We start from the raw sequence: 17271 nt of genomic DNA, 5'->3' as shown, positions 1-17271 counted from the left end.
GGGGCGGTTCACGGAAAACGTTCGTCCGGACCCGGGCGGGGTCAGTCCCGGAGCAGGTCGGGCACCCCCCGCGCGTCCGCGTCGTCCCGCTCCCCCGACACCACCGTGAGCTGCTGGGTGGCCCGGGTCAGGGCGACGTACAGCACCCGCAGGCCGGCCGGGGACTCGTCGGCGATCTCGGCGGGCGAGACGACGACCGTGGCGTCGTACTCCAGGCCCTTGGCCTCCAGGCTGCCGAGGGCGACGACCCGGTCGCCGAGCCCGGCGAGCCAGCGGCGGGCCTCCTCGCGGCGCTGCATGGCGACGACGACGCCGACGGTGCCGTCGACCTGGCCGAGGAGGCGTTCGGCCTCGGCGCGGACGGTGGCGCCGAGGGTGTCCCGCACGGCGGTGAAGCGGGGGACGACCCCGGTGGAGCGGACCGCCGAGGGGGACTCTGCGCCGGGCATGGCGAGGGCCAGCACCTTGGCGGCCAGCTCGGCGATCTCGGCGGGGTTGCGGTAGTTGACGGTCAGCTGGAAGCGGCGGCGGGGCCGGGTGCCGAGGGCCTCGTCGCGGGCCTCGGCGGCCTCGTCGGGGTCGGACCAGGAGGACTGGGCGGGGTCGCCGACGACCGTCCAGGTGGCGTGCCGGCCGCGGCGGCCGACCATGCGCCACTGCATGGGGGTGAGGTCCTGGGCCTCGTCGACGATGACATGGGCGTACTCGACGCGTTCGGCGGCGAGCCGCTCGGCGCGCTCGCGCTGGGACTCCTCGCGCACCGGCATCAGCTCCTCCAGACCGGTGAGCTGGTCCAGCGGGTCGTACTCGCGCTTCTTGCGGGGGCGGGCCGGGATGCCGAGGATCGCCTGGAGCTCGTCGAGCATCGCGATGTCGTGCACGGACAGGCCGTCCCGGCGCAGCGAGCGGGCGACCCGGCGGATCTCGCCGGGGTTGAGGATGCGGCGGGCCCAGCGGCCGAGCCGGCGCTCGTCGGCCATCGCCGCGAGGACGGCCGCCGGGGTCAGCTCGGGCCACCAGGCGTCGAGGAAGGCGAGGAACGAGTCCTCGGTGGTCACGTCCTCGTCGAAGGAGGAGCGCAGTTCGGCGGCCAGCTCGGGGTCGGTGTGCCGGCCGGCGGCGCCGGAGCGCTCCCACAGGGCGTCCAGGAGGAGCTTGCGGGCGCGGGGGCGCAGCAGGTTGACGGGGGCGGTGCCGCCGAGGGCGCTCTGCCGGATCCGCTCCAGGTCGGCGCCCTCCAGTTCCAGCCGCCGCCCGAAGACGACGACCCGGAGCCGGGTGGGGGTGACGGCCGCGGTGCCGGAGGGGGTGTTGCCGGAGGGGGTGTCGTCGAAGGCGAGCTGTCCGTCGCCGTCGGTGTCACCGCCCGTCCGGGTTCCGCCCGGCCCCAGCTCCAGTGCGCCCCGGGCCGCCTTGCGCAGCACCCGGAGCATGCGGGAGGAGCCCTTGGCGCGGGCCACGGAGGGGGCGTCGTAGAGGGTGGCCTCGGCGCCGTCGACGAGGGAGCCGATGGCGCGGATGGCGACCTGGCCCTCCTCGCCGAGGGAGGGCAGGACGCCCTCGGTGTAGGCCACCAGCAGCGGGGTGGGCGAGACGATGAGGATGCCGCCGGCGTATCGGCGGCGGTCCTGGTAGAGGAGGTAGGCGGCGCGGTGCAGGGCGACGGCGGTCTTGCCGGTGCCGGGGCCGCCCTCGACGTAGGTCACGGAGGCGGCGGGGGCGCGGATCACCAGGTCCTGCTCGGCCTGGATGGAGGCGACGATGTCGCGCATGGTGTGGCCGCGGGCCTGGCCGAGCGCGGCCATCAGGGCGCCGTCGCCGATGACGGGCAGTGCGCCGCCGTCGAGGAAGGCCGTCAGCTCGGGGCGCATCAGGTCGTCCTCGACGCCGAGGACGCGGCGGCCCTTGGAGCGGATGACGCGGCGGCGCACCACCCGGCCGGGGTCGACCGGGGTGGAGCGGTAGAAGGGGGCGGCGGCGGGGGCGCGCCAGTCGATGACCAGGGGCGCGTACTCGGAGTCCAGGACTCCGATGCGGCCGATGTGGAGGGTCTCGGCGATGTCGGCGGTGTTGTCCGGGCGTACGGCGCCCTCGGCGGGTTCCACGGCGGTGTAGGCGCCGTCGGGGCCCTTCTTGCCGTCCTTGCCGAGGAGGAGGTCGATCCTGCCGAAGAGGAAGTCCTCGAACTCGTTGTTGAGCCGGTTGAGGTGGACCCCGGCCCGGAAGACCTGGGCGTCACGCTCGGCGAGGGCGCCGGGTGTTCCCACCTGGCCGCGCTTCGCCGCGTCGTTCATGAGGAACTCCGCCTCGTGGATCTTCTCCTCGAGGCGCCGGTACACCCGGTCGAGGTGTTCCTGTTCGACGCCGATCTCGCGGTCCCGGACCGTGTCCGGTGCGGCGCTGACCGCGGTTTCCTGCTGAGCCTGTGCGGCCACCGGGCCCCCTTCTGACGTGCTGGGCAGCCGTCAACCGTACGCGAAGGGGACCGGTGGAGGCGAGGGCCCGCCCGGAGGCGGGCCCGGCGTCCTCCGTCAGGCGTCGACCTGGACGAGCTTGTTGCCGTCGAAGGTCATGACCTCGAAGTGGTCGATCTCGTTCGGCTTGAAGGCCGCGCCGCCGATGACGTAGAGCGGGTTCTTGGCCTGTTCGGTCTTGGCGTTCGGGAGGCCGTAGCCCCACTCCGGGACGGACCAGGAGGAGACGGTCTCGCGCTTGCCGTCCTTGCCGACGGCGATCAGCGAACACTTCTCGGGGCCCGAGACGTTCTTCAGTTCGACGCCGACCTCGGTGCCCCAGGCCTTCTCGCCCATGGCGACGGTGGCCGTCACCTTGCTGGCGGAGTCGGTCGCGGAGACCTTGTCGGAGAGCGTCTCGAAGGTCGACTTGGCGGGGTTGGTGGTGCTGCTGGCCACCGGTGCCTTGCCGCCGTCGTCGCCGCCGGTCGCGGCCATGACGCCGACCGGGCCCGCGATGATCAGTGCCGCGGCGGCCGCGACGAGGTAGAAGCCGCGCCGGCGCTTCTGGGCGCGCCGTTCGGACACCTCGTCGACCAGCTTCTCCACGAGGCGCGGGCTGGGCCGGGCGGAGAGCGAGTCGCCGATGGCCGGGGTGCCGGAGCCGGGCAGGTCCGCGAGCGCGGCGAGCATCGGTTCCATCCCGGCGAGCTCGTCGAGCTGCTGCGCGCACCACTCGCATCCGGCGAGATGTGCTTCGAAGGCGGTCGCCTCGGCGTCGTCGAGGATGCCGAGGGCGTAGGCGCCCACGGTCTCGTGTTCGCTCGGGCTCGGAGATCCTACAGATCCCTGCATGGGGCCAGACATACCCGCACCACCTGATCCGAATCCCCCGTACATGCTCATCACGCCGTCACCCCCCGCTCCTCCAGAGCCAGCTTCATCGACCGCAGGGCGTAGAACACCCGGGAGCGGACGGTGCCGCTGGGTATGCCCAGCGTCTCGGCCGCCTCGTTGACGGTACGCCCCTTGAAGTAGGTCTCGACGAGCACCTCCCGGTGGGCCGGGGTCAGGTCGTCGAGCGCGTCCGACAGCGTCATCAGCCACAGCGCCTTGTCGATCTCGTCCTCCGCGGGGATGACCTCCAGCGGCGACGGGTCGACCTCCTGCGGCCGGGCCTGCCGGCTGCGGTGGCCGTCGATGACGATGCGGCGAGCGACCGTCACCAGCCAGGGGCGTACCGATCCGGTCGCTCGATTGAGCTGGCCGGCGTTCTTCCAGGCACGGATGAGTGTTTCCTGCACCACGTCCTCGGCACGCTGGCGGTCTCCGGCAACCAGGCGCAGGACATACGCAAGCAGGGGTCCGGCGTGCTCCCGATACAGAGCACGCATCAGCTCCTCGTCGGGTTCCGAGGGCTGGGACATGCGATGTCGGGCCCTCGATCCATGTTCATTGGCCACGGCCGCATCCTTGCGCACGCCCACCTCCGGTGTCCGGGGGATCCCCCAGTCGGTCGCTCGCTGACAGGTACGGAAGGGGTGTTCGGCGTGTTCAAACCGAGGCGACAGTTTTCTTCGGGGTGTCATGACGAGGGGGACATGGCGGCACATTCCCACCGCTTCTTCTTCACCTTTTCGCCACACGGGCGGAATCACGCGGGCTGCCCTTACCCAGACGTGGGCAAACATGATGTTGCCCAAATCACTTCGTCGATTTTTCGGCGAGCCATCGTGTGACCCTGTGCAATTACTGTCAGGTCATCAGAGAAGGCGTATACCGGGCAGTTGGTCGCGTGCCAAGGCGGCGCGCCGTCGATGCCGCGCGACCCGCTCCCGGTTGCCGCAGACCTCGCTCGAACACCAACGCCTGCGCCGGCCGCGGGAGGTGTCGAGGTAGACGATCGGGCAGCCGTCCCCCGCGCACTGCCGCAGCGCCGCCCGCGCCACGGGATCCGTGAGCAGTTCGACGGCGTCCCGCGCGACGGCGGCCAGCAGCGCGGCGCACTCCGGCGGACCGTCCAACTCCCGCACGAGGGTCCCGTCCTCGTCCCGCACGGCACGGGGGACGGGCGGCGCCGCACGCGCGGCGTCGTTGAGCCGGCCGAGGTCGACGTCGTAGCGGCCGGGGTGCGTGCGGCCCAGCCAGTCCCGCACCAACCGGTCGACGCCGGAGCGCAGTTCACGGAAGGCGAGGGGCCAGGAGGGGTCGGCGTGGGCGAGCGGGGTGCCCGGCGGGACGAGCCCGGCGCCGCGGATCCAGGCGCACAACGGGCCGACGCCGTCCAGGTGTTCACGGGGATGGCTGGTCGCGAGGAGGTCGAGACAACTGCGTCCGGCGTCGAACCGCAGCTCGTAGGGGTCCGTGGCCGTGCCCAGTGTCATGCGCCACCGCCTGCACCGACAGATGAACGGGAAACAGCAGAACGAGAGAGGAACCGGAAAAGCGTTCCCCTCACAGTGCCCTGAGTCCCGCCCCGGCCGGAACCCCCGTACCACCGGTCCGGCCCGTCAGCCGTGGCTCACGCGTCCGCGTACTTCGCGTCGGCGGCGGGGTCGAGGGCCAGCCGGTAGCCGCGCTTGACCACCGTCTGGATCAGCTTGGGCGTGCCGAGGGCGGTGCGCAGCCGGGCCATCGCCGTCTCCACGGCGTGCTCGTCGCGGCCGGCACCGGGCAGCGCGCGCAGCAGGTCGGCGCGCGGGACGACCCAGCCGGGCCGCCGCGACAGCGCCCTCAGCAGGGACATCCCGGCCGGCGGCACGGGCCGCAGGAGGCCGTCGACCAGCACGGCGTGCCCGCGGATCTCCATCCGGTGCCCGGCGACCGGCAACGCCCGTGCGCGGCCCGGGAGTTCCTGGCAGAGCAGCTGCACCAGCGGGCCGAGCCGGAAGCGTTCGGGCTGCACGGTGTCCAGGCCGCGCGCCTGGAGCGGCAGCGCGGTGACGGGTCCGACACAGGCCGGCAGCACGTCGTGGTGGAGCGCGGAGAGCAGCTCGGACAGCAGCCCGCGCTCCTCGGCGCGGGAGAAGAGGGACACGGCGGCCGGCGCGCTGGTGAAGGTGATCGCGTCCAGGCCGCGCGAGACGGCCGCGTCCAGGAGCCGGTCGAGCGGCGCGATGTCCTCGGGCGGCATCCACCGGTACACGGGGACGCCCACCACCTCCGCGCCCGCGGCCCGCAGCGCCTCCACGAACCCGGGCAGCGGCTCCCCGTGGAGCTGGACGGCGACCCGGCGGCCCTCGACGCCCTCCTCCAGGAGCCGGTCGAGCACCTCGGCCATGGACTCCGACGACGGCGACCATTCCTCGGTGAGCCCGGCGGCACGGATCGCGCCCTTCACCTTGGGCCCGCGGGCGAGGAGTTCGACCTGGCCGAGCCGGGTGAGCAGCGGCTCGCCGAGCCCCCAGCCCTCGGCGGCCTCGACCCAGCCCCGGAAGCCGATCGCGGTGGTCGCCACGACCACGTCGGGCGCCTGGTCGATGAGGTCCTTGGTGGCGGCGAGGAGTTCACCGTCGTCGGCGAGCGGCACGATCCGCAGCGCGGGCGCGTGCAGCACCGACGCCCCACGCCGCTGGAGCAGCGCGCCGAGCTCCTCGGCCCGGCGCGCGGCCGTCACGCCCACGGTGAAACCCGCGAGGGGGCCGTGTTCGACGGATTCCCGCGTCGTGGCGTCCGGTCGCTGCTGTTCCACGTACATCACTCTCGTCCCGCACTCGAGTCGCCCTGCACCTACATGCCGACGAGCCTGTCAACGGTGCGTGACAGGCTCGGTTCGGCTTCATGTCGCCGGTGTTACGTCACACCTCGGCATAGCTGAGCTGTGCCTTCGCCTCCGAGGAGGGGCTTGCGGCGGTGATCCTCCCCGCCGGGCGGCGAAGGTATACGGCCCAGGTGACCGCGAAGCAGGCCGCGTAGAAGGCGAGGAAGGCGACGAACGCGCCGGTGCCGGAGCCGTAGGAGAGGAAGGACTGACGGAAGGCCAGGTTGATGCCGACGCCGCCGAGCGCGCCGACCGCACCGATGAGTCCCATGGAGGCCCCGGAGAGCCGCCGGCCGTACGCGGCGGCCTCCTCGCCCTGGAGCCCCCGGGCGACGGCCTTCGCCTGGAAGATGCCGGGGATCATCTTGTACGTCGACCCGTTGCCGAGGCCGCTGAGCACGAACAGCACCACGAAGACGGAGACGAACAGCGGCAGCGACTTCTGCATGCTGGCGAAGACCAGGACCGCGGTGGCGGCGGCCATGCCGACGTAGTTGTAGAGGGTGATGCGGGCGCCGCCGTACTTGTCGGCGAGCCAGCCGCCCAGCGGACGGATCAGGGAGCCGAGCAGCGGGCCGATGAAGGTGAGGTAGGCCGCCTGGAGGGGCGTACGGCCGAACTGGTTCGTCAGCACCTGGCCGAAGGCGAAGGAGTAGCCGATGAACGAACCGAAGGTGCCGACGTACAGGAAGGACATGATCCAGGTGTGGGCGTCCTTCGCCGAGTCGACGGCGGCGCCCGTGTCGTTCTTCACGGAGGCCAGGTTGTCCATGTAAAGCGCGGCGAGGGCCGCGGCGATCAGGATCAGCGGGATGTAGATCCCGAGCAGGACGCGCGGGCCGCCGCTCGCGCCGATCACGGCGAGGCCGACGAGCTGGAGGACCGGCACGCCGATGTTGCCGCCGCCCGCGTTCAGACCGAGCGCCCAGCCCTTCTTCCGCAGCGGGAAGAAGGCGTTGATGTTGGTCATGGAGGAGGCGAAGTTACCGCCGCCGATGCCCGCGAGCAGGCCGACCAGCAGGAAGGTGGAGAAGGAGGTCCCCGGCTCCATCACCGCGAAGGCGGCGACGGTCGGGATCAGCAGCAGCGCCGCGGAGACGATCGTCCAGTTGCGGCCGCCGAAGATCGCGACGGCGAAGGTGTACGGCACCCGGACGACCGCGCCGACCAGCGTCACCATCGACGTCAGCAGGAACTTGTCGGCCGGGGTGAGGCCGTACTCCGGGCCCATGAAGAGCACCAGCACGGACCACATCGTCCAGATCGAGAAGCCGATGTGCTCGGAGAGGACGGAGAACAGGAGGTTGCGGCGGGCGATCTTCTCGCCCTTGTCGTTCCAGAAGGTCTCGTTCTCCGGGTCCCACTCCTCGATCCAGCGGCTCCCCTTCCTGGTGGGGGAGACGGTGGGGGACGGGGGTGCGGTGTCTGTGCTCGGGGCTGTCATGACGCCTCCACGTGCTCCGGGCTCGGGCGGTTCGGGGGGATGAGCGGTGATGAGTCCCGAAGGTAGGGAGGGCGCGTTTCCGGTCCTGTGGCTGTCGGTGACCGGAAGGGAACGTTGCTCTCACCTCCGGCGGCGGCCGGGTGAGAGGTCGGCGGTACGGGTGCACGGGCCGTCGGGCGACGTGTCATGTGCGTACGGCCGTCACGGCCATGTCCGTGGCGGGAATCCATCCGTCGGCGGGCCGCTGAAGCCAGCCTTCCGCTCCGGCGATCTCGGCCGCGGCCCGCCGCAGCGCGTCGAGGCCGGGATGGACCAGCCCCTTGCGCCACACCAGTGACACGGGCGACAACGGGACCGGGTCGGTCAAGGGCCGCGACACGGTCCCCGTCATGGCCTGAAAACCCACCACGGCAAGGACGGGTCTGCCCACCGTCGTCGTGATGCGCCGGAACTCCTCCTCCCCGACGGCGAGTGGCGCGGGCGGCGCGAGGCGGATGCCGTGCCCCTCGAACAGCCGCTCCGCGAGATCGGTCCACTCCGGCGTCCGGGGGTTGCCGGCCCCGGCGTACACCGTCTCCCCGGCGAGCGCGGCCAGCGGCACCTCGGTCAGCCCCGCCAGCGGGTGCCCCTCGGGCAGCACCAGCGCCATCGGCTCGTAGCGCACGAGCCGGTGCTCCAGCCTCCCGCGCAGCACCGGGTCCAGCCCGGCGTACCGCCCGAACGACGCGTCCAGCCGGCCCGCGACGATCTCGGCCGCCGCGCCCGTGAGCCCGCTCTCGTACCGGGCCATCAGCTCCAGCTCGGGGGCGAGTTCCCGGGCCCGGTGCAGGACGCGCCGCCCGGTGGCCAGGTTCGGCGAGTTCAGGTCGACCAGCAGCGGCCGGGCCTGCCCGAACGCGGCGACCAGGTCGTCCTGCGCCTGGAGCACCCGGCGCGCGAACGGCACCAGCCGCTCCCCGTCCGCCGTCAGCGTCACCTGCCGGGTGGTCCGGACGAACAGCTCGGCCCCGAGCTCACGCTCCAGCCGCCGCACGTCCCGGCTGAGCGCCTGCTGGGCGACGTACAGCCGGGCGGCGGCGCGGGTGAAGTGCAGCTCCTCGGCGACGGCGAGGAAGGCGCGCAGCAGACGGGGGTCGACGGGGGAACGGCCGGATGCGGACATCGGGCGAACTTACAACGAGGATGCGTGAATCGGCACCGAAGAGGTGTTGGACCCCCTGATCCCCCCCGGGGGACCGTTTCCCCATGCCGGACAGCCAGCCACCCCACCGCACTCCACCACCGCAGCCTCTCTTCACGGTCACCGCCGACACGTTGGTGATCGTCGACCTCGACCGCCGCGCCCCCGAACCCCCGCCCCACTCCTACCGCCGTCTCCTCTCCCTCCCCGGAGCCCGCGCCTTCACCGCCGGGAACCTGCTCGCCCGGCTGCCCATGGGCATGTTCAGCGTGAGCGCGGTGGTGATGATCGCCGGGGCGCGCGGCTCGTACGCCCTCGCCGGGTCTGTCACCGCGACCGGCCTCGCGGTCACCGCACTCCTCGCCCCCTGGACCGCCCGGCTGGTCGACCGGTACGGGCAGTCCAGGGTCGCGGTGCCGGCGACGCTCTTCGCCGCACTCGGCAGCCTGGCCCTGCTGCTCTGCGTCCGCTACGACGCCCCGGACTGGACCCTGTTCGCCGCGTACGCCGCCACCGCGACGACCCCCAACACCGGCGGGATGTCCCGCGCCCGCTGGAACCACCTGCTGGCCGGCGATCCGGCCGCCCTGCACACCGCGAACTCCTTCGAACAGGCCGTCGACGAACTGTGCTTCATGCTGGGCCCGGTGGTCGCGGCCTTCCTGTGCGGCACGTTCTTCCCGGAGGCGGGCACGCTGGTGGGGGTGGTGCTGCTGGTCACGGGCATCCTGACGTTCGCCGCCCAGCGCACGACCGAGCCGCCCCCGCACCCCCGCCCGACGGCCGCATCCCCGCTGCGCAGCCGCGCCCTGCCCCCTCTCCTCGCCGTCTGCCTCGCCCTGGGCGCGGTGTTCGGGGCGACGGAGGTGGCGACGATCGCGTTCGCCGACGAGCACGGCCACCCTACGGCGGCGGGACTCGCGCTCGCCCTGCAGGCGGCCGGCTCCTGCGCGGCCGGTCTGGCGTACGGAGCGATACGCCCCTCCGCCCCCGCCTCCCGACGACACCCCTGGTGCGTGGCGGCGATGACCGCGCTCCTCACCCTGCCCTTGCTGGCGGCGACCGTCCTCGACTCGCTCCCCCTGCTGGCCGTGGCGCTGCTCCTGTCGGGCACGGCGACGGCCCCCACGATGGTCACCACCATGGCCCTGATCCAGGAACGCACCCCGGTGGCCCGCCTGAACGAAGGCATGACCCTCGCGGTCACCGGCCTGCTCGGCGGCATCGCCTGCGGCAGCGCGACGGCCGGCTGGCTGACCGAACACGCCTCCCCCGCGACCGCCCTCACCGTCCCGCTCACGGCGGCGACGACGGCCCTGCTCATCTCCCTCACCGTGGCGCGCCCGCGACGTCGGGGCGGCGTCAGCCCGGTCACCTGACGGCTCCGCAGCCACTGGGCCGCACGCCGGCGGCCCCACGGATGCCCGCCGCACCGCCCGGCAACGTCAACGGGCGCGGGTCGGGTCCGCTGCGAACCTCCGGCGGCGTAGCTCGTTGATCACGTCGGACAGGTGCTGCACATCCCCTGCCCCGAGCCACACGACTTCGCGGCCATGAACGCCGACTCGGGCCTGGCAGACCCCCAAGGCCGGCAGATGTGGAGAGACCTGATGACGGCCATGAAGTACTTCTGGCGCCACCCGTTCGCCGAGGAAGCCAGGGAAGAGGGCCGCGAAGAAGGCCGCGAGGAGGGGCGGGTCCAGGGGCGGGCCGAGATGGTCCTGAACATTCTGCGCCGGCGCGGCATCGACGTCACCGATGAGGTGCGCGACCGCGTCGAGGCCTGCACCGACCTCGACCCGCTCACCACCTGGTCCCGGCGAGCGGTCCACGCCACCACCGCCGACGACCTCTTCACCACCTGCGACTGACAGACCCGACCCACGCCGCAGACGTCGGTCGGCCGTCCGGCCATTAGTCGTGACGCACGAGGTGTTCGGCCTCGGCGACGAGGCCGGCGGCGAGTCCCAGCCGCTCGCCGAGAGCGGTGAACCGGGCGTACCGGGTACCGGTGAGGGAGACCGAGGAGGCCGTCAGGATCCTGAGCAGGAGCCGGAATCCGAGATCGGGATCGACACGGGCGCACACCTCCTCCAGGGCGGAAACGGCGCCCTGCACGGGACGGGACGGACGGCCCGTCAGTGCGGCGTTCAGTGCGGGTGCGAGGTCGTGCAGCTCCCTCAGTACCTCCTCCGTCCCCGCGGTCGGGGGTGTGCCGGGCGGGGTCGGTGCGAAGCCCGGCCGCAACGTGCGCAGCCGCTCGACGCAGGCGTCCTCGATCCGGCGCAGCAGGTCACGGCCTTCGACGCCGTCCACGCCGAGATCCTGACCGGTCGCGGCCCTCCACAGCGCGGTGATCGCCTCGGGGGAGAGCGTCGAGTCCCGCAACCGGGAGACGTCCTGGAGCAGCAGGAAGGCCTGGGCGCCCGGAACGTCCGGGTCGGCGGCGACGGCGCGGCGCAGGACGTCTGCGGGGGTCTCCTCCTCCGGGTAGGAGCGCTCCACCGCGGCGGTCAGCTCGGAGAGCCCGAAGTCGTCGGGGAACCGCCGCCGCGTGGCGGCCGGTTCGTCGAAGGGGGGCCACAGGACGTTCAGTCCGTCGACGACGAGCGGCCAGCTGTAGCCGAGCTCCTCGCCGAGCGCCCACAGACGGTCGTACCCGCCCAGCGGGACCGGGACGGAGTACGCCTTGAGGACCCTGAGTACGAGCCTGAGTCCGAGGTCCGCGTCGACGTCGGCGACGACCTGCTCCAGGGCGGGCACCACGTCGGGCACGGGGGCACCGCTGGTCTCCAGCGCCCGTTCCAGGTCGTCGGAGGCTGTCCGCAGCTCCCTCAGGACCGCCCCCCGGAGGTCCTGCGGGCCCGTGGCCGGGTCACCGGGCAGGCCGGTGCGGGCCTGCGGGCGTCTTCCGCGCGGGGTGCGGGCGTCGCAGACCTGCGCGACACGGCGCAGCCAGTCGCGGGGGCCGGACCCGTGCCCGGGGTCGAAGACCCGCCGGGTCGCCGCCAGCAGCACGGCGCGGATCCGGTCGTCGGACAGGGGCGAACCGCACAGCGCCCGGACCTCCCGGCCCAGGTCCCGCGCGTACTCCCCCTCGGCCTCCTCCGCTCGCGCCGCCACCACGTCGAGCACGGACGGCGCACTTGGGTGGGCGAGGCTCTCGGTGACCCCGCTGAGGCCGAAGTCGCCGTCGTACAGCTCGATATACCGGTCACGTCGTGGGCTCATGGCTGCTTTTCTCGTTCTGTCCGTCGATCGGAGCGGCCCGCCCCTCCCCGTCGGGGGAGGAGCGGGCCGCGGGAATGCGAAAGGTCAGGAGACTAGACCGGGTAGGCCGTGTAGATGATGAAGCCCCCGTGTCCGCTCTTGCCCGGGTTCCTCTTGAGAAGGATGATCACGTCGTTCCCGACGGCGACGGGCGCCGACCGGTCCGCCTTGTACATCGTGCCCAGCGAAGGGTACTTGTCCCAGCTTCCCGTGATCTTGAAGTAGGGCTCGTTCCGCCACCTGCCCTTCTTGTTGATCCAGTTGGTGAGCTTCTCGAACTCCTTGGCGTTGCGCTTGCCGCCCGGGTAGAACCAGTCGGCCACCACCCGGTCGATGGCCTGCTGCGCGACGTCCTCGTCGGTCCAGATCGTGTTGGTCCCGCTGTCCTTGGAAGCCGCGATCCGCTCCGCCTCGGCGCGCGTCTTGCCGATGTGGTCGCGGCGTGTGTGGGCCCCCGTCTCCGGGTACAGGGCCTCGTCCGCCAGGTTGTAGCAGTTGTGGACGAGCACGTCCCCGGCGCCTGCGCCCCGGGTGCCCACGTAGAACGTGTGCGTCTCACCGACGGTCAGGTCGTACACCGTGTGCGTCTGGCGGCCCTGGACCCGCAGCCCGGCGACGGTGCGCGGGGCTCCGTCGGCCGACCGGACCGTGACCCCCTGGCTCAGCGCGGACACGAACGTCCAACCCCGGTCCTCGGTGTACACGCGGTGTCCCGGGGTGCTGGTCAGTGTGGTGCCGTCGGTGAACTCGACGGTGTTCAGGTACGGCGCGTCGTGCCGGTAGGTGGCGGTGACCCGCTGCGCGCCGCTGCGGTCGGTGCCGGGATCGGTGGCCCGCACGAGGTCGCCGACCCGCACGTCACGGATGGCCTTGTGGGAGCCGTCCGCCATGAGCACCGTCGTGTCCCCGGGGAAACTGTTGATCTTGCAGGAGGCGGCGATGTCCTCGGCCGCGTTGACCGTCCGCTCCAGGTCGGCGAGCGTCTCGGCCGACAGGTCCAGGGCCTTCAGCGACTTGTACGCGTCCGCGACCCCGACCCCGGTCTTCAGTGCGGCGTCGAGGGCGCGGATCGCCTCGGCCACCTTGGTGAAGGCCTTGCCGGGGATGAAGTTGGACGCGAACCAGGCGCAGCCCGCCTTGTCGCCGTGGTAGCAGCGGACCGCGTCACCGAGGACGACCTCGTAGAGGACCGCGCCGAGGGTGTCCCCGAAGAGGGCCTGCCAGCCGAGGCGGGTGATGTCGCCCGCGGAGAAGTGGTGGGTCCACTCCTGCTTCTGGTCCTTGAGGACCACCGTCTTGAGGAAGAGGGTGTCCTCCGCGGGGCAGCCGGACTCCGTGGCCGGGACGTCCGGGTTGATGCACATGTAGTAGCTGACCGTGAGGTCCAGGTGCAGCTCGTACGTCACCGTGCAGCCCTGCAGGGTGTACTCGCACTTGTTGAGCTGCTTGGCCGGGGCCGCGTCGGTCATCTTCTCGATGACGTAGAAGACACCGTTCTCACCGGTGCCGGCGCCCGCCTGCACCTGGTCGTTGGCCTCCTTGCGCTCGGCGGAGTCCGCCGCCTGCTGCGCGGAGTCGGCGTACTTCTGGGCGTCCTTGGCAGCCTGCTCGGCGAGGGTGGCCTCGGCGTCGGCGCGGTCGGCCGCCGCGCGGGCGTCCTTGGCGGCCTGCTCCGCCTGCGCGGCGGCGCTGCGGGCGGCCTCCGCGTCCAGGGCGGCCTGGTCGGCCGACGCGCGGGCGTCGGTGGCGTAGCCCTCGGCGCGCCCGGCGGCCTGGTCGGCCGCCGCCGCGTCGACGCCGGCCTGCTGGTCGTACTCGATGGTGCGGGCCAGCGAGGCCTGCGCGTCGGCGGCGTACTGCGCGGCCTCGGACGCGTAACCCAGCGCCTCCTTCGCCGACTTGCGGGCGGCAGCGGCGAAGCCGGCGGCCTCGGCGGCCAGCGTGTACGCCGCCTTCGCGTCGCCCGTCGCCGCCGCGGCCAGGCTCGCCGCCTGTTCGGCGTTCTTCTGGGCGTTGGCGGCGTGCGCCTCCGCGACCGCCTTCTGCTGCTCGGCGATCGTCTTCGACGACTGGCCCGTCAGGACCACCAGCCCCGCGGTGGCGTCGGTGTCGACGTACGGGGAACCGAGCTGGATCGCGTCGTTGGCCGGCGCGGCCACCTGCTGGGCCGAGGCGCCGGCGTCGGCGGCGGCCTGGGCGGTGGTGTAGGCGTGCCCGGCCGCGTCGGCCGCCGAGGCGAGCGCCTTGACGGACTCGGCCTTCGCCGCGTCGGCCTGGGCCTTGGCGTCGGCCGCGTGCTTGTCCGCCTCATCGGCCAGCTTCACCGCCGTACGGGCGGCGGAAGCGGCCGTCTCGGAGGCCTTGATCGCGTCGGCGGCGGCGCTGGTCGCCGTACGGACGGCGGCGTCCGCCCTCAGCTTCGCGGCCTGGGCCGCGTCCGCGTCGGAGCGGGCGCGCTTGGCGGCGGCCTCCGCGCGGGTGGCGGCGGCGTCCGCGTCGGCCGCGGCTTGGGTCGCGGCGTTCGCCTCGGCACGGGCCGAAGTCGCCGCGGACTGCGCGTCGTCGGCCGCCGAGTCGGCGGCGTCGGCCGCGGCCCGGGACTCCTTGGCGTTCGCGTCGGAGTCATGGGCGTCGGCGTAGGCGTCCTTGGCGTCGGCCTTCGCGCGGGCGGCGTTCGCCTTGGACTCCGCGTCCCAGGCGTCGTCGCGCTTGCCCTTGGCCCGGTCACGGGCCGCCTCGGCGTCCTGACGCCTGCTGCGGGCGGTGGACTCGGCGCTCTCCGCCCGCCCCTTGGCCTCGTTCGCGGTGGTCGCGTAGCCCTCGGCGTTCCGCCGGTGCTGGGCGGCCTCGGCCTGCTTGGCGGCGGCGGTCTCCTTCTCCGCCTTCGCCGTGGCCTCCTCCGCCTCCGCCGCGAGCCGCTTGGCGTGCGCGTCGGCCGCCGCGGCCTTGGCGTCGGCCTCGGCCTTCTGCGTCTCGGCGAGCTTCGCCTTCGCCAGGTCACGGGCCGCCTTCGCGGCCTGCGCCTGGACGGCGGCGGCGTCGGCGGCGGCCTTCGCCTGCGCCCGCGCCTCGTTCGCGGCCGCCGTACGGAACGCCGCCTTCGACTGCGCCGCCTGCGTCAGCGCGCGGGCCGCGATGGTCTCACTGTCCCCGGCGGCGGCCTTCGTCGCGGAGTACGCCGTGTCACCCGCCTTGGCCAGCGCCTCCAGAGCGGCGGCCGAGGCCTTGGTCACCTGGGCCTTCTGCTGCGCCACCAGCAGACCTCGGCCACGCGGCGCGCCCGCCTTGTCGGCGATCGCATAGGCGGCCTGGGTCGCGGTGTCGGTGTCGGTGGCGGCCTTCTTCGCCGCGGCGGCCTGCGCCTTCAGCAGATCGAGCTGCTTCTTCGACGCGGCCTGCGCGTCCGTGACACCCTTCTTCGCCTTGTCGAACTGCGCCTTCGTCGGGTAGTCCAGCTTGTCCGTGCCGTTGTGGCCGGAAGGGACGACGTCGAACTGCTGCGGGGCCTTGCCGGTGCAGTCCCACATCCGGCCGTCACGGCTGTTGGTGTAGTCCGCGAGGTCCAGGCAGTTACCGGTCGCCGGGTTGTAGAGGCGGCTGGTGCCGTGGGTGCCGTACTCCCAGTTCTGCGAGGTGCTGCTGGAGCAGGTGGAGATCTGCACGGCCGTGCCGTTCGCGCTCGCGCCGCCCTTGACCGTCAGGCACTTGCCCGAGTTGACGTTGACCAGGTGGTCGCCCTCGATCTGCCACTTCTGCCCGGCGCCGCCGTTGCAGGTGTAGATCTGCACGGGCGTGCCGTTGTCCTTCTTGGCGCCCGCGACCTCCAGGCACTTGTCCGTGGCACCGTGGGCGTGGATCACGAACGGGCTGTCGCCGATCCAGCCGGGGCCGCCGGCCGACCACCAGTCCTGCCAGCGGGCGAGATGGTCGGCGATCCAGGACTGGCCCAGCATCTCGCCCAGCGCGGTGGAGCCGTCGGCGAGGGCCTTGGTGGCGTCACGGCTCGCGTTCAGGATCTGGTTGCGCTGGGTCGCCTGGGCGGCGATCTCCTGCTGCCACTCGGCGGAGGCGTCCGCGACCTGCTTGCCGAGGACCTTGTTCGGGTCGGCGGGGCTGTGCCAGTCGCAGGAGGCGAACCGGGACTTCAGGTCCTCGACCGCGATGCGGTGCTCGACGGTGCCCGGCTCGGGCGCCGTGCGCGGGAAGCCGCCGGAGGAGAGGAAGATGCGGGCGTCGTCGGCCCACTGCTTGTGCATGAAGACGCGGTCTTCCCAGGCCCGCTGCTCGGCCAGGGCCCGGTTCCACTCGTCATGCGGGAGGTGCGGGTCGGGGTCCTTGCCGTAGAGCGGGGTGCCGAGGTCGGTGACGGCCTTCGCGGTCGCGTCGTCGGCCTTCGGGGTCGGGTCCTCGTAGTAGTCGCTCTCGCTCTTCCACCACCGGGCGCCGAGCCACGGGCTGATGCCGACCTGCTCGAAGTAGTCCTTGCCGCCTCCGGGCAGACCCGGCGGGTCCTGGAAGTCGGCGACGCTCTTGAAGCCACCCGGGTAGGAGAGGGTGGACAGGGGCTTCTTCCATTCCTGGAGCCGCCCGTACAGGTCGATCTTGTCGATGTCGTCGCGGTCCTTCTGGAACGCGGTGCTCAGCGCGGTGGTGTTCCAGTACTGCCGGTCGGCCGCCGTGTGCAGCTTGTCCGGTGGCTGGTTCAGACCGTTCTGGGCGACGCCGTACATGGCCGGGCCGCCCATCCGCAGGACCTCGGTCATGAGGCACTGGTCCTGGCGGAGCTGTTCGGCCGCCTTCGCGTCGAAGCCGTCGTAGCTGTCCGCCACCGGCGCCATGTCGTCGGCCGCGTACCGGCCGAGCAGCGACGGCTGGACGGCGAGGCCGCCCAGCACGGCGGCCGCGACGGTGGCCGTCAGCAGTGTGGTGAGTGGCCCGGACCGTGGTGATCCGGGCCTGATGAACCCTCGTACGGGGCGCAAGAGGCATCCCTTCATCGCATGGAGGCGCCCCGGGGGCGGCCCCGCGTCAGGGCATGCGTGAAGAGCCGGCTCGCGGCAGGACGCAACGGTTTGTCTCTCCCCGTGGCGACGGACATCCCCCCGGTCGCCTTGTGTCGCGCACGGTGACGGAGTGGTCGGCTCCGTCGGGCGCGGCGATCACC

General features: G+C 72.7%; 11 protein-coding genes. 2 read left to right on the top strand and 9 right to left on the bottom strand.

Annotated features, from left to right (window positions below; genetic code table 11):
* Positions 1–41: 41 nt before the first annotated feature.
* The 7 genes from U5640_RS27930 to U5640_RS27900 all read right to left on the bottom strand — a co-directional run bounded on the left by U5640_RS27930 (position 42) and on the right by U5640_RS27900 (position 8819).
* On the bottom strand, positions 42–2435 hold the full coding sequence (locus U5640_RS27930) for a UvrD-helicase domain-containing protein (protein WP_340378560.1): 2394 nt from the start codon (positions 2433–2435) through the stop codon (positions 42–44).
* A 96-nt stretch (positions 2436–2531) separates the two neighbouring features.
* Complete coding sequence (locus tag U5640_RS27925; RefSeq protein WP_340378559.1) at positions 2532–3308, bottom strand: zf-HC2 domain-containing protein; 777 nt, start codon at positions 3306–3308, stop codon at positions 2532–2534.
* A gap of 50 nt (positions 3309–3358) precedes the next feature.
* On the bottom strand, positions 3359–3880 hold the full coding sequence (locus U5640_RS27920) for a sigma-70 family RNA polymerase sigma factor (protein WP_010039908.1): 522 nt from the start codon (positions 3878–3880) through the stop codon (positions 3359–3361).
* A 336-nt stretch (positions 3881–4216) separates the two neighbouring features.
* The gene (locus tag U5640_RS27915) at positions 4217–4837 is read right to left on the bottom strand and encodes an ABATE domain-containing protein (RefSeq protein ID WP_340378467.1); all 621 of its coding nucleotides are present in this window, start codon (positions 4835–4837) and stop codon (positions 4217–4219) included.
* 137 nt (positions 4838–4974) lie between these two features.
* On the bottom strand, positions 4975–6150 hold the full coding sequence (locus tag U5640_RS27910; RefSeq protein WP_340378466.1) for a uroporphyrinogen-III synthase: 1176 nt from the start codon (positions 6148–6150) through the stop codon (positions 4975–4977).
* 100 nt (positions 6151–6250) lie between these two features.
* Positions 6251–7657 carry a nitrate/nitrite transporter gene (locus U5640_RS27905; RefSeq protein ID WP_340378465.1) on the bottom strand — a complete coding sequence of 469 codons (1407 nt, stop codon included), beginning with the start codon at positions 7655–7657 and terminating at the stop codon, positions 6251–6253.
* Between the two features lie 184 nt (positions 7658–7841).
* A complete protein-coding gene (locus U5640_RS27900; RefSeq protein WP_340378464.1) occupies positions 7842–8819 on the bottom strand; it encodes a LysR family transcriptional regulator in 978 nt (325 codons plus the stop codon).
* 83 nt (positions 8820–8902) lie between these two features.
* Here U5640_RS27900 and U5640_RS27895 point away from each other — a divergent pair, with 83 nt between their 5' ends.
* Together U5640_RS27895 and U5640_RS27890 are read left to right on the top strand one after the other, a co-directional pair.
* Positions 8903–10216 carry an MFS transporter gene (locus U5640_RS27895; RefSeq protein ID WP_340378463.1) on the top strand — a complete coding sequence of 438 codons (1314 nt, stop codon included), beginning with the start codon at positions 8903–8905 and terminating at the stop codon, positions 10214–10216.
* A gap of 231 nt (positions 10217–10447) precedes the next feature.
* Complete coding sequence (locus tag U5640_RS27890) at positions 10448–10708, top strand: hypothetical protein (protein WP_340378462.1); 261 nt, start codon at positions 10448–10450, stop codon at positions 10706–10708.
* Between the two features lie 43 nt (positions 10709–10751).
* Here U5640_RS27890 and U5640_RS27885 read toward each other — a convergent pair whose 3' ends face one another.
* Entirely contained in the window at positions 10752–12068 is a 1317-nt protein-coding gene (locus tag U5640_RS27885) for a hypothetical protein (protein WP_340378461.1), read from the bottom strand.
* A gap of 92 nt (positions 12069–12160) precedes the next feature.
* Entirely contained in the window at positions 12161–16945 is a 4785-nt protein-coding gene (locus U5640_RS27880) for a ricin-type beta-trefoil lectin domain protein (protein WP_340385377.1), read from the bottom strand.
* Positions 16946–17271 lie beyond the last annotated feature (326 nt).

Source organism: Streptomyces sp. SS7, assembly GCF_037993025.1.
Lineage (GTDB): Bacteria > Actinomycetota > Actinomycetes > Streptomycetales > Streptomycetaceae > Streptomyces.
Note: the sequence above shows the minus strand (reverse complement) of the source record. Positions and strands in the feature narration are given on the sequence as shown.

Excerpts from the sequence above, each read along its gene's own strand:
- U5640_RS27915 (WP_340378467.1), bottom strand. The coding sequence starts at position 4,837 with ATGACACTGGGCACGGCCACGGACCCCTACGAGCTGCGGTTCGACGCC.
- U5640_RS27885 (WP_340378461.1), bottom strand. The coding sequence starts at position 12,068 with ATGAGCCCACGACGTGACCGGTATATCGAGCTGTACGACGGCGACTTC.
- U5640_RS27890 (WP_340378462.1), top strand. The coding sequence starts at position 10,448 with ATGACGGCCATGAAGTACTTCTGGCGCCACCCGTTCGCCGAGGAAGCC.
- U5640_RS27910 (WP_340378466.1), bottom strand. The coding sequence starts at position 6,150 with ATGTACGTGGAACAGCAGCGACCGGACGCCACGACGCGGGAATCCGTC.
- U5640_RS27920 (WP_010039908.1), bottom strand. The coding sequence starts at position 3,880 with ATGTCCCAGCCCTCGGAACCCGACGAGGAGCTGATGCGTGCTCTGTAT.
- U5640_RS27895 (WP_340378463.1), top strand. The coding sequence starts at position 8,903 with ATGCCGGACAGCCAGCCACCCCACCGCACTCCACCACCGCAGCCTCTC.
- U5640_RS27880 (WP_340385377.1), bottom strand. The coding sequence starts at position 16,945 with ATGGCGCCGGTGGCGGACAGCTACGACGGCTTCGACGCGAAGGCGGCC.
- U5640_RS27900 (WP_340378464.1), bottom strand. The coding sequence starts at position 8,819 with ATGTCCGCATCCGGCCGTTCCCCCGTCGACCCCCGTCTGCTGCGCGCC.
- U5640_RS27925 (WP_340378559.1), bottom strand. The coding sequence starts at position 3,308 with ATGCAGGGATCTGTAGGATCTCCGAGCCCGAGCGAACACGAGACCGTG.
- U5640_RS27905 (WP_340378465.1), bottom strand. The coding sequence starts at position 7,657 with ATGACAGCCCCGAGCACAGACACCGCACCCCCGTCCCCCACCGTCTCC.